The 11593-nt window shown below is 56.8% G+C and carries 11 protein-coding genes; 3 read left to right on the forward strand and 8 right to left on the reverse strand.

What is annotated here, in order from left to right; genetic code table 11:
* Window positions 1–591 precede the first annotated feature (591 nt).
* Window positions 592–1701 carry an aspartate-semialdehyde dehydrogenase gene (gene asd, locus BY447_RS09225; protein WP_110331002.1) on the reverse strand — a complete coding sequence of 370 codons (1110 nt, stop codon included), beginning with the start codon at window positions 1699–1701 and terminating at the stop codon, window positions 592–594.
* A gap of 217 nt (window positions 1702–1918) precedes the next feature.
* On the opposite strand from asd, the gene BY447_RS09230 reads away from it, so the two are divergent.
* Complete coding sequence (locus BY447_RS09230) at window positions 1919–2512, forward strand: YhgN family NAAT transporter (protein WP_013359324.1); 594 nt, start codon at window positions 1919–1921, stop codon at window positions 2510–2512.
* A gap of 50 nt (window positions 2513–2562) precedes the next feature.
* On the opposite strand, the gene gntU is transcribed toward BY447_RS09230, so the two are convergent.
* The 4 genes from gntU to BY447_RS09250 form a co-directional block, all read right to left on the reverse strand.
* Window positions 2563–3903, reverse strand: a complete 1341-nt coding sequence (gene gntU / locus BY447_RS09235) for a gluconate transporter (RefSeq protein WP_008926287.1) — start codon at window positions 3901–3903, stop codon at window positions 2563–2565.
* Window positions 3904–3905: 2 nt separating this feature from the next.
* Entirely contained in the window at window positions 3906–4442 is a 537-nt protein-coding gene (gene gntK, locus BY447_RS09240) for a gluconokinase (RefSeq protein WP_033784195.1), read from the reverse strand.
* A 140-nt stretch (window positions 4443–4582) separates the two neighbouring features.
* Entirely contained in the window at window positions 4583–5578 is a 996-nt protein-coding gene (gene gntR / locus BY447_RS09245; RefSeq protein ID WP_033784196.1) for a gluconate operon transcriptional repressor GntR, read from the reverse strand.
* A 102-nt stretch (window positions 5579–5680) separates the two neighbouring features.
* A complete protein-coding gene (locus BY447_RS09250) occupies window positions 5681–6376 on the reverse strand; it encodes a pirin family protein (RefSeq protein WP_013359331.1) in 696 nt (231 codons plus the stop codon).
* 348 nt (window positions 6377–6724) lie between these two features.
* Between BY447_RS09250 and BY447_RS09255 the strand changes: the two genes are divergently transcribed.
* Window positions 6725–7219 (forward strand): GNAT family N-acetyltransferase, encoded by a 495-nt coding sequence (locus tag BY447_RS09255; protein ID WP_110331925.1) that lies wholly within the window; start codon window positions 6725–6727, stop codon window positions 7217–7219.
* Between the two features lie 316 nt (window positions 7220–7535).
* Here BY447_RS09255 and ggt read toward each other — a convergent pair whose 3' ends face one another.
* A complete protein-coding gene (gene ggt, locus BY447_RS09260) occupies window positions 7536–9287 on the reverse strand; it encodes a gamma-glutamyltransferase (protein ID WP_041457132.1) in 1752 nt (583 codons plus the stop codon).
* A 208-nt stretch (window positions 9288–9495) separates the two neighbouring features.
* On the opposite strand from ggt, the gene BY447_RS09265 reads away from it, so the two are divergent.
* Window positions 9496–9783 carry a DUF2756 domain-containing protein gene (locus BY447_RS09265; protein WP_013359335.1) on the forward strand — a complete coding sequence of 96 codons (288 nt, stop codon included), beginning with the start codon at window positions 9496–9498 and terminating at the stop codon, window positions 9781–9783.
* Here the strand turns inward: BY447_RS09265 and ugpQ are convergent.
* Together ugpQ and BY447_RS09275 are read right to left on the reverse strand one after the other, a co-directional pair.
* On the reverse strand, window positions 9780–10523 hold the full coding sequence (ugpQ, locus tag BY447_RS09270; RefSeq protein WP_110331003.1) for a glycerophosphodiester phosphodiesterase: 744 nt from the start codon (window positions 10521–10523) through the stop codon (window positions 9780–9782). The genes BY447_RS09265 and ugpQ overlap by 4 nt on opposite strands.
* Window positions 10520–11593: a sn-glycerol-3-phosphate import ATP-binding protein UgpC gene (locus BY447_RS09275; RefSeq protein WP_013359337.1), complete on the reverse strand. Its 1074-nt coding sequence runs from the start codon at window positions 11591–11593 to the stop codon at window positions 10520–10522. Before BY447_RS09275 ends, ugpQ begins: the two co-directional genes overlap by 4 nt.

The raw sequence follows: 11593 nt of genomic DNA on the forward strand, positions 1-11593 counted from the left end.
AAAGGCCGGATAAATCCGCGGATTAGTGTCATTTATGCTGCCCGGCGTGTCCGGATGAAAGACGCTGCATTTTTCACCGGACTGGAACAGCATCTCTGCCGGCAGACAATGTCAGACACCCGGCGTGATGAACGCAGACGGCGATGGAGAAAAGCTACCTGATAACGTGTTGTAAAGCGATGGTTAACAGCATGTTTCTAATCGACTCAGAGATAAGAGCATATAATGGCTAAGATACAGGGCACCTGTACTTCATCCTGCTCAGCATCTTCGTGTCGCCTGCTCTGTATTACAGGCAGAGTAACATTGTCGTTATGACCCAACGCCCTGACTGCACAGACACTCTGTAAGGATGCAAAAAGAATGGGTTATCGAAAAACAGGTTAAGCACGCCACACAGCCAGACGCCAGCCATCAGTGGCCCTACAAGCCATGAAGTACAGAGCGGTATGTTGCTTAAAACGCAATAACACCATTCCAGGCCAGTCAGCAAAAAAGCCCGCAACCATCAATGATGATTACGGGCTTTCATATAGCCATCCGATCTTTTTTGTCTTATCCGATCGGCATGACTCAGGCGATGTTTGCTGGTTAGTTGGTCAGCAACCGCAGCATGCGACGCAGCGGTTCGGCAGCGCCCCATAACAGTTGGTCGCCTACCGTGAAGGCGGAAAGGTACTCCGGCCCCATGTTCAGTTTACGCAGACGGCCAACCGGCGTGGTCAGCGTGCCGGTCACGGCGGCAGGCGTCAGTTCACGCATCGTCATCTCGCGATCATTCGGCACCACTTTGACCCACTCATTATGGGAGGCCAGCAGCTGTTCGATTTCAGCCAGTGGCAGATCGCGTTTCAGCTTCAGGGTAAACGCCTGGCTGTGGCAACGCAGCGCGCCGACGCGCACGCATAATCCATCAACCGGGATGACCTTAGAGGTGGCGAGGATCTTGTTGGTCTCCGCCTGGCCTTTCCACTCTTCGCGACTCTGACCGTTTTCCAGCTGCTTGTCGATCCACGGAATCAGGCTGCCCGCCAGCGGGACGCCGAAGTTGTCGGTTGGTAAGGTGCCGGAACGGGTGAAGTCGGTCACGCTACGCTCGATGTCGAGGATGGCGGAAGCCGGGTTCTGCAGCGCAGGCGCAACGTGATCGTGCAGCATGCCCATCTGGGTCAATAGTTCGCGCATGTGGCGCGCACCGCCGCCAGAGGCTGCCTGATAGGTGGCAACAGAGGCCCACTCCACCAGATCCTGCGCAAACAGGCCGCCCAGCGACATCAGCATCAGGCTGACGGTACAGTTACCGCCGACAAAGGTTTTGATGCCACGGTCAATGCCCTGGCGAATCACAGCATGGTTGACCGGATCGAGAATGATGATGGCATCATCCTTCATGCGCAGCGTAGAGGCCGCATCAATCCAGTATCCCTGCCAGCCGCTGGCGCGCAGCTTTGGATAGACGTCACTGGTGTAGTCGCCGCCCTGGCAGGTGATAATGATATCCAGCGCGCGCAGCGCTTCAATATCAAACGCATCCTGCAGGGTGCCCTGCTGTTTGCCCGCAAACGCGGGTGCCGCCTGACCATGCTGCGATGTCGAGAAGAAGACCGGATTGATTGCATCAAAATCACGCTCTTCACTCATGCGGGACATCAGCACTGAGCCGACCATGCCGCGCCAACCAACAAAACCTACATTCTTCATGTCGTGTCCGTCTAAGGCAGTTACACCTGCTTTTCATTTCAGAGGAGAGAGCCGCGTGCTATTTTCACGCCGCTCTGCGTAATAATAGGATTTACCTGTGTCCACTCACTCTACAAAATGCAGGCCGGGTAGCAAGTGAATTAATTCGATTACGCTAACTTTTTCAGCAGCGTAACTAATAACTCCGCTTTTTCGCGAACAACATGGCGCAAAACCGATGACTGAAATGATTTCGGCAACAATATTATTGTTGTTAATTATGGATCCACTGGGCAATCTGCCGATTTTTATGTCGGTTTTAAAGCATCTGGAGCCGAAACGGCGGCGGGTGGTGCTAATCCGTGAAATGCTGATTGCCCTGATCATCATGCTGCTGTTCCTGTTTACCGGCGAACGCATCCTGGCGTTTTTGAATCTGCGCACCGAAACCGTGTCGATTTCTGGCGGGATCATCCTGTTTCTGATCGCCATCAAGATGATTTTCCCGTCGGCTGAAAGCAGCAGTTCTGGCTTACCGGCGGGCGAAGAACCGTTCCTGGTGCCACTGGCGATTCCACTGGTGGCCGGGCCATCGCTGCTGGCCACATTGATGCTGCTGTCGCATCAGTATCCGCATCAGATGTCGCATCTGGTGGGTGCGCTGCTGATCGCCTGGGGCGTAACGGTCGCTATTCTGTTGATGTCTGGTCTGTTCCTGCGTCTGCTGGGCGATAAGGGTGTGAATGCGCTGGAACGCCTGATGGGATTGATACTGATTATGCTGGCAACCCAGATGTTCCTGGACGGCATCCGGGCTTATCTGAAGTTATAGAGAAAGGTCTGCGCTTCCCGTAATGCCGGGGAAGCGCAGAAACAGCAGGCCTAAGAGAGCAGTTCGAAAGCAATCATTCCAACAACTGCACCTACGGTGCCGAGAATGGTCTCCATCAGCGTCCAGGTTTTCAGCGTTTCCGCTTCGCTGGCTCCGGTGAAGCGGCCAAACAGCCAGAACCCGGCATCGTTCACATGGCTGATAATAATCGAGCCACCGCCGATGCAGATCGACAGCGCTGCCAGTTGCGCACCGCTGTAATGCAGCGGTTCAATCACCGGCATGATTAAGCCCACGGTGGTCAGACAGGCGACCGTCGCCGACCCCTGAATCACCCGCACCGCGCCCGACAGAATAAAGCAGGCCAGCGCAATCGGCAGACCCGCGCCGGTCAGCGCATTGCCCAGCACCGGCCCTACGCCTGAATCCACCAGCACCTGCTTGAATACGCCACCCGCACCAATCACCAGCAGGATAATCCCGGCCGGTTGCAGCGCGCTGCCGCACACCTGCATCACCCGCTCTTTATCCATACCCTGACGGTAAGCCAGGCCATAAATCGCCACCAGCAGCGCCAGCAGAATGGCAGTGAAAGGATGGCCGATAAATTCCAGCCACTCGTACAGCGTGGTGCCTTCGGTCGTGAAGCGTGCGCCGATGGTTTTCAGGCCGACCAGCACCAGCGGGAACAGGATCAGTGAGAGGCTGAAGCCAAACGACGGCAGCTTGCTCTCATCGACATCCGGCTGATGATCTTCCGGCGGTGCGCTGAAGGTAACGTGATTGCCGATGAAGTTGCCAAACAGCGGCCCGGCAATCAGCATGCCCGGGATCGCCGCGCAAAGACCCAGCAATATCATCCAGCCGAAGTCCGCGTGCATCTGTGAAGCCAGCAGCATCGGAGCCGGTCCGGGCAGCAGGAACGCCGCCGACGCGGCCACACCGGCAAACAGTGGAATGACCAGCTTCACCAGATTGCCGCCGGTACGCCGCGCCACCGCAAACGCGATGCTGATTAACAGCACCACCGCCACCTCAAAGAAAAGCGGCAGCGCGCAGATCAGACCGGCAATCCCCATTGCATAATGGGCGCGGCTCTGACCAAAGGTTTTCAGCATCCGGATGGCGATCTGATCCACGGCGCCGGTTTCATGCAGGATTTTGCCGAACATCGCGCCCAGCGCGACCACAATGGCAAGGAAGCCGAGCGTGCCGCCCATCCCCTTCTGCATGGTTTCCGCGATTTTGTTCAGTGGCATGCCGGAGAATAGCCCGGCACCGATGGAGACTAACATCAGCGCGACAAAGGCGTGCATACGGGCCTTCATCACCAGAAAAAGCAGCAGCAGGACGGAGCCTGCTGCGGTCAAAACGAGTGTTGCGGTATTCATCTCTAATCCTGGCTGATAGCGTCCTGGATAGTCGCAACCGTAGCCGCCACCACCTCGTCCAGTGAATGCGCGATATCCACGACCAGGACATCCGGCTCATCACTGCCCGGCTCTTCCAGCGTGGCAAACTGGGTGACCAGCATTTGCGGCTTGAAGAAGTGGCCTTTACGCGCCTTCAGGCGGGCTTCGATGGTGTCAAAATCGCCTTTCAGGTAAACGAAACGCAGGTTATCGTTGCCCTGACGCAGAATATCGCGATAACTTTTTTTCAGAGCTGAGCAGACAATGATGGAGATCGCCTGGGTGCGCTGCATGGCAAACGCGGCATCGTTCAGCGCCTGTAACCACGGCTGGCGATCGCTGTCATCCAGCGGATGACCATCGGCCATCTTCAGGATGTTGGCGCGCGGGTGGAGAAAATCACCGTCAAGAAAAGCGGTATTCAGCTGGTGAGAGACCTGGTTGGCGACAGCAGACTTTCCGCTGCCTGAAACGCCCATCAGGATAAAAACGTGATGCGACGGGGATTGCGTTGTCATTTTTCTGCTCCGGCAGGTGAGAATTTGCCAATGTTACCGATAACAATGTCGTTTCTCATTCTCCTGGCCGGTTAACAGCCTGGCAACCTTTTTACCAGGAAAAGCATGAAAGTGTGAGCTGACTCATAAAAACATCACAATCAGATGCTGCCACCTTCACTGATCTCAAAACCGATATCCCGCAGCGGATCATCACTGCTCTCACCGGCAATGCGCGCCAGCAACATCGCCGCCGCTTCACGTCCCATGCGGTCGCGCGGCGTCAGCACTGTCGCCAGCTGTGGTGTGACGACCTGACTGATATCATGGCCGTGAAAACCCGCTATCGCCATCTGAGTGGGTACCTGCAATCCCTGGCGCTGGCACTCAAACATCGCGCCGACCGCCAGGTCATCATTGGTACAGAACAGGCTATCCGTTTCAGGATAGAGACGTTGTGCTTCACGCAGCAGATCGCCACCGGCGCTGAATGATGAGGCATCCTCCATCATCACGCTGTGCGGCATCAGACCCGCTTCGCGCATGGCGATTTCATAACCGCGCTGCTTTTGCAGCGTGCGTTCATCAAGGCGTGCGCCAAGGTAGACGGTGTGACGATGGCCTTTGCTGAGGATCGCCTGTGTCATCTGCCGGGCCGCTTCGACGTTATCAAAGCCGACCGCCATGTCCAGGCAGGGTGTAACGCTGTCCATCACCTCAATCACCGGAATACCGGCCACTTCCAGCATACGCAGCGTGCCTGGCGTGTGGGTGCGTTCGGTGAGGATAACGCCATCGATGTTCCAGCCCAGCAGCGAGCGCAGTTGCAGCTCCTCTTTTTGCGGGTTGTAACCAAAGTGGGCGACCAGCGTCTGATAGTTGGCTTCGTCAGTGACGGCTTCAATGCCGCGCAATACGTCAGCAAAAACCTGGTTGGTGAGCGACGGCAGCAGCACACCGATGGCACGGCTGGTCGCGTTAGAAAGCATATCGGGGGCGCGATTGGGGATATAACCCAGCTCATCCAGTGCCACTGCAATCTTGTCCCGCAGGGCAACAGAGACCTGCTCAGGATTACGCAGGTAACGGCTGACGGTCATTTTAGTAATGCCGACGCGATCGGCAACATCCTGTAATACCGGTCTTTTCTTCTTCATCGTAGCGCCTGGGATCGCCCTGAAAGCTAAAGTACGATGAGTCTATCACTTTTCTGTCACAAAATTCCTAACCGGGCGCGACGAGGCGCGCCCGTTATCTGCTTAGACAGGTGGCAGATCAAACAGCAGGACTTCGGCCGCCGAGCTGGCTTCAATCGTCAGCGCGCTTTCGTCCCAGATCGCCAGGGCGTCGCTGGTGGTGACCGCGTTGCCGTTAACGGTAACATCACCTTTCACGACCTGAATCCAGATACGACGTCCCGCATCAATCGCAACGTTATCCTGCTCACCGGCAGCCAGTACCCAGCGCGACAAGGTCATGTCCTGATACACTTTCAGCGACCCTTCACGGGCATCCGGGCTTAACACCAGCTGGCGTCCCTGCACATCCGGGAAGCGGCGCTGATCGTAGCGTGGTTCAATGCCGGTACGCTCAGGAATGATCCAGATCTGATAGAGGTGCAACGGCTCGCTTTCGCTGGCGTTGTACTCAGAGTGACGTACACCGGTGCCGGCGCTCATGATCTGGAACTCACCAGCCGGGATCTGCTCTTTGTTGCCCATGCTGTCCTGATGCTCAACCGTACCGGAAAGCACGTAGGTCAGGATTTCCATATCTTTATGCGGATGGGTGCCAAATCCCTGACCGCCATCGATGACATCCTCATTGATGACCCGCAGCGCGGAGAAACCCATGAAGTTCGCATCGTGATAGCTGGCGAAAGAGAAGGTGTGCCAGCTATCCAGCCAGCCATGGTTTGCGTGACCGCGTTCTTCAGCTTTGCGTACATAGATCATGTTCAAATCTCCTCAATGTTTTTTATAGTGTGTCCCTGAGGCGGTTTGATTGATAGCTGAAAAACTTCACTCCTCTGTTCAAATTCATTGAATGATCGTGCAGGAGTGGCTGAAAAGCATTGAAGGAGAGCAGGCAAAAAAAAGCCAGCATCTAAGCTGGCGAAATAATACTGGAAGCAATGTGAGCAATGTCGTGCTTTTCCAGGCTGTCGGGCGACCTCCCGGAAACGCATGGCAATAATAATCATTATCATTCGCGTCTGTAAAGCCATTTTCACTTTTTTTAGCTTGATTAATGATCTGAATACCTTGATGTTTAAAAGGTTTTTATGGGAGAAAGGAGCGATCATGAGTGAAATAGTTGTCCGCCACGTCATGCCAGAAGATGCAGCCGCGCTGCACAGGATTTACAGTCAGCCAGATACCCAGGCCAGCACGCTGCATCTGCCTCACTCATCGCTACAGATGTGGCAGACCCGACTCGCTTCGCCACAGCCTCATTCACATCTGCTGGTGGCCTGCATCGACGAAGAGGTTGTTGGCCAGTGCGCATTGCATGTGGAGGAGCGCCCCAGACGCCGTCACGTCGCCTCTTTGGGGATGGGCGTGGATGAACGCTACCGGCAGCGAGGCGTCGGCACTGCACTCATGCGAGAAATGGTCTCGTTGTGCGACAACTGGCTACAGGTGAGCCGGATGGAGCTGACGGTGTTCGTCGATAATGGCCCGGCCATCGCCCTGTATCAGCGTTTCGGTTTTGAGATTGAGGGAACGGCTAAAGGATTCGCCATACGGCACGGTGAACTCATCGACGCGCATTATATGGCGCGGGTTAAAGCCTGACGTGTGATGATGAAAAAGGTCACCTGCTGGTGCCCTTTATGCTGAAAACCCTGGCACGGTTCGCTGTCAGTCATCGCCTGCACAGGAAACGGGGTCAGATCGGAAAGACGCAAAAGCCGTCATCCATGACACGCTCGGCCCGCGCGATTACGCACCTCATCCATGAGGTGCGCCCGTATCCGGGCCAACGCGTTGCGTTGTTCAAAAACGCTCCCGGCGTTTTTGTCCCAGTCGCGGGACGCTTTCCTCTTCTGACCCCGTTCCCTGCGCGTTAAGCTTATTTATTGCTGTCAGATTCACCTGGGTCAGGTTTGTATCAGTAACCCGCACTCAAATCATCAATGCTGCGCGGATCGGAAGCACCATACAGCATGCCGTCAGGCCCAATCATGATGCTCTGCGTACTGCCCATCGACGGCAGCACTTTCACATGCTGGCCTTTAGCTTCCAGCAGACGCAATGTATCAGGGCTGAAGCCCTTCTCCACCCGCAGCTGATCCGGCAGCCACTGATGATGGAAGCGTGGTGCGTTGGTGGCTTCCGCCACGTTCATCCCGAAATCAATGCTGTTCACCACCATCTGCAACACCGTGGTGATAATGCGGCTGCCGCCCGGACTGCCGGTCACCAGCCAGGTTTTGCCGCCTTTAGCGACGATGGTCGGCGACATTGATGACAACGGACGTTTCGCCGGCTGCACCGCATTCGCTTCCCCGCCCACCAGCCCGTAGACATTGGGCGTGCCCGGCTTGGCGGAGAAGTCATCCATCTCATTATTCATCAGGATGCCACTCTTGCCCGCCACAATTCCGCTGCCGAAATAGGTGTTCAGCGTGTAGGTGACCGCAACGGCATTGCCCTGCTTATCCACCACTGAGAAATGGGTGGTCTGGTTGCTTTCGTAAGGTTCGAGCTTGCCCGGTTTGATCTCACTGGAAGGCCGCGCCTTTGCCACGTCAATCTGCTGCGCCAGCGTTTTAGCATAGGCTTTACTGGTCAGCGCCTGCCAGGGCACCTTCACGAAATCGGGGTCGCCGAGATATTCCGAGCGGTCCGCGTAGGCATATTTTTCCGCTTCCGCCATCACCTGCATGGCGTCAGCGCTGCCAAAGCCCATCTTCGCCAGATCGAAGTTCTCCAGGATATTGAGAATCTGCACGATGTGGATACCACCGGATGAGGGCGGTGGCATTGAGAAGACTTCATAACCGCGGTAGGTACCACTGATGGGCTGACGCTCGACCGCCCGATAGGCCGCCAGGTCAGCTTTGCTGATCAGCCCGCCGTGCTGCGCCATCTCGCCGGCGATCTCATCCGCGATTTCACCTTTGTAAAAGGCATCCGGCCCCTGGCGGGCAATCAGTTGCAGACTGTGCGCGAGATTCTTCTGCACCAGCCGATCGCCCTTCTGCCACGGCGTGCCGTCCGGTTTGTAGAAGATCGCTTTGCTGTTGGGATGGGTGATCAGCACTTCTTTGCCATAGGTTTTCAGGTCATCCGCCAGCGCATCGTTGACCGGAATACCGTCACGCGCCAGTTTGATCGCCGGTGCCAGAAGGGTGCTCAGCGGCAGGGTGCCATATTTCTGCGCAGCCAGCGCCAGTCCGGCAACGGTGCCCGGCGTGCCGGAAGCCAGATGTGAGGTCAGCGACAGCTTACTGTCGGCGTTGCCCTGCTTATCCAGGAACATGTCGCGCGACGCGTGGCCCGGCGCCATTTCACGGAAATCGATAGCGGTAGCGCGGCCAGAAGCCGTGCGCAGCAGCATAAAGCCGCCGCCGCCCAGGTTGCCCGCCTGCGGATGGGTCACGGCCAGCGCAAAGCCCACGGCGACCGCGGCATCCACCGCATTCCCGCCCTGACGCAGAATTTCCACGCCCACCTGGGTTGCCAGCGCATCCACCGACGCCACCATGCCGTGCTGCGCTTTTACCGGGTGAAAAGTATCACTGTCCACACCGTAGGAGACCGGCGGAGCCTGAGTGGGCGCGGCGTTCGCGCCTGCCACCACGGTAAAACTCATCACCAGCGACCAGCTAAGCTGACGCACTGTCTGCTGCATTTTCATCCTGCCACCATCCCATGTTGTTATTTACATTTTTTTATCATTTCTGCAAGTGCCTACAAATACAGCAAAATAACCGGGGTTAAGTCAAATCAGGAATACATCTGAAAGTAAGGTCTGTGATATCGCGTAAACTTATGGGTGCGACCCTGATATCGGTGTGCGCCGTTGTGCACCCAAAAAACCTGTCGCGATAAAGGAAGGAGGAAAGATGAAAAAGTGGATGATTGTTTTAGCCGCCCTGCTGCCTTTCGCCAGTCAGGCGAACACGCTGAACAGCACCAACGATCCGAATAAACCGGGTTATAACCCGAGTCAGCAGCGGATGCAGTCGCAGATGCAGAGCCAGCAACAGCAGCAACAGCTGAAGCTGCGCCAGGATCAGCAGCGTCAGACGCAGGACATGCAGCGTAAAATGCAGGAGCAGCGCAACAGCGCCCAGCAGCGGGTGATTACCACGCAGCCGGGCCAGCAGAACCAGAATCCGAATCAGAACTAATGAAAATCGGGGCCAATGATGTCGATGCTGTCAGTACAGATGGCATCGACGCCCCACTTCAGCAATTCCCGCGCCCGGTCCGGGCTGTTCACGGTATACACCAGAATCTTCAGTCCGCCTGCTTTCAGTTCGGTGACCCGCTCAGCGGTCAGGACCTTGTGATTGAGATGAATGGAGACGCACGCCAGCGCGCTCGTTTTCTCCTGCCACTCGGGATCCCAGCTGTGCGACAGCAGGCCACGCGGCAACTGCGGCTCGACCTGCATCGCCGCTTCCAGCGCCTCAAAAGAGAACGACGAGAGCAGCGGTGCGGTCTGATCCTGCCACAGAATCACGGCAGCCTGCGCCACGGCGCGTCCGGTTTCAGCGTCGCTGCCGGTGGTCGGTTTGATCTCGATGTTCGCCATCATCTGATGCTGACGACAGCGTGCCGCTACTTCGTCCAGCCGCGCCAGCTTTTCGCCGGTAAATGCGTTGCCAAACCAGCTGCCCGCATCAAGCTGCGACAGCTTCTCCCACGGCAGCTGACCTGCCACGCCCCAGCCGTTGCTGGTGCGATCCAGCGTGTCGTCATGCAGCAGGAAGATCTGCGCATCCATTGATAATTTGGCATCAAACTCAATCATTTGATGACCATACTTTGCGCCGACATCAATTGCCGCCAGGGTGTTTTCCGGTGCCAGTTTACCGCCACCGCGATGGGCAACGATGCGGGGATAGGGCCAGTGTTGTGTGCTCATTCCAGACGCTTTCCATGGGTTGAATCGAAGAAGTGTAACGCATCTGACGGCAGATGCAGCCACAGCGTACTGCCTGGCTGCGGCCGTTCGCTGTGGGCTAAGCGTACCACCAGTGGCGTGTCCCCGATGCGACCATGTGCCAGATTATCGGCGCCCAGCATCTCCAGCGTATCGACGCGTAGCGGTACGCCGCCCTGCTCACGGCTGCTTTGCCGGATATGCTCTGGCCGGATACCCAGCACCACCGGCTGGTTAGCCCATTTCGGTTTACTGTCACTGAGCGGCAGTGCATGCGAGGCATCGAGATTAAAGCGCGAACCATCGCTGCTGATCTGCCCTTTCAGCAGATTCATCGCGGGCGCGCCGATAAACGAGGCGACAAACTGGCTGGCGGGACGTTCATACACGTCGACCGGCGTGCCGATCTGCTCGACGACACCTTTATTCATCACCATCACCCGCTGCGCCAGCGTCATCGCCTCAACCTGATCGTGCGTCACATAGAGACTGGTGGTCTGTAAGCGGCGATGCAGCTGCTGCAGCTCCAGCCGCATCTGCACCCGCAGGCGGGCGTCGAGATTAGACAGCGGCTCATCGAACAGAAACACCGCCGGTTCACGCACGATGGCGCGCCCCATCGCCACGCGCTGGCGCTGTCCGCCCGAAAGCTCGCGAGGCCGGCGCATCAGCAGGTGATCCAGCTCCAGACTGCGCGCCGCGTCGAGCACCCGCTGGCGGATCTGCTCTTTGCCCATCCCACGGATTTTCAGGCCATAGGCCATGTTCTCCTCCACCGACATATGGGGATAGAGCGCGTAGTTCTGAAACACCATCGCAATGCCGCGATCTTTCGGCTCTTCCTGAGTGACACGCCGGTTGTCGATATAGATATCACCGGAGGTAACGCGCTCCAGTCCGGCCACCATGCGCAGCAGGGTCGACTTCCCACAGCCGGATGGCCCGACCATCACCATAAACTCGCCGTCATTGATGGTGACGTTCAGCGGCTGAATGATCTGATTTTTACCATCGTAGGACTTGGTTACTGCCTGAAGGGTTACGCCTGCCAT

The organism is Pantoea sp. JKS000250, assembly GCF_003201065.1.
Classification (GTDB): Bacteria; Pseudomonadota; Gammaproteobacteria; order Enterobacterales; family Enterobacteriaceae; genus Pantoea; species Pantoea vagans.

Bases quoted from the DNA above. Each gene is read 5' to 3' on its own strand.
- asd (WP_110331002.1), bottom strand. From the start codon at position 1,701: ATGAAGAATGTAGGTTTTGTTGGTTGGCGCGGCATGGTCGGCTCAGTG.
- BY447_RS09230 (WP_013359324.1), top strand. From the start codon at position 1,919: ATGACTGAAATGATTTCGGCAACAATATTATTGTTGTTAATTATGGAT.
- gntU (WP_008926287.1), bottom strand. From the start codon at position 3,903: ATGAATACCGCAACACTCGTTTTGACCGCAGCAGGCTCCGTCCTGCTG.
- gntK (WP_033784195.1), bottom strand. From the start codon at position 4,442: ATGACAACGCAATCCCCGTCGCATCACGTTTTTATCCTGATGGGCGTT.
- gntR (WP_033784196.1), bottom strand. From the start codon at position 5,578: ATGAAGAAGAAAAGACCGGTATTACAGGATGTTGCCGATCGCGTCGGC.
- BY447_RS09250 (WP_013359331.1), bottom strand. From the start codon at position 6,376: ATGATCTATGTACGCAAAGCTGAAGAACGCGGTCACGCAAACCATGGC.
- BY447_RS09255 (WP_110331925.1), top strand. From the start codon at position 6,725: ATGAGTGAAATAGTTGTCCGCCACGTCATGCCAGAAGATGCAGCCGCG.
- ggt (WP_041457132.1), bottom strand. From the start codon at position 9,287: ATGAAAATGCAGCAGACAGTGCGTCAGCTTAGCTGGTCGCTGGTGATG.
- BY447_RS09265 (WP_013359335.1), top strand. From the start codon at position 9,496: ATGAAAAAGTGGATGATTGTTTTAGCCGCCCTGCTGCCTTTCGCCAGT.
- ugpQ (WP_110331003.1), bottom strand. From the start codon at position 10,523: ATGAGCACACAACACTGGCCCTATCCCCGCATCGTTGCCCATCGCGGT.
- BY447_RS09275 (WP_013359337.1), bottom strand. From the start codon at position 11,593: ATGGCAGGCGTAACCCTTCAGGCAGTAACCAAGTCCTACGATGGTAAA.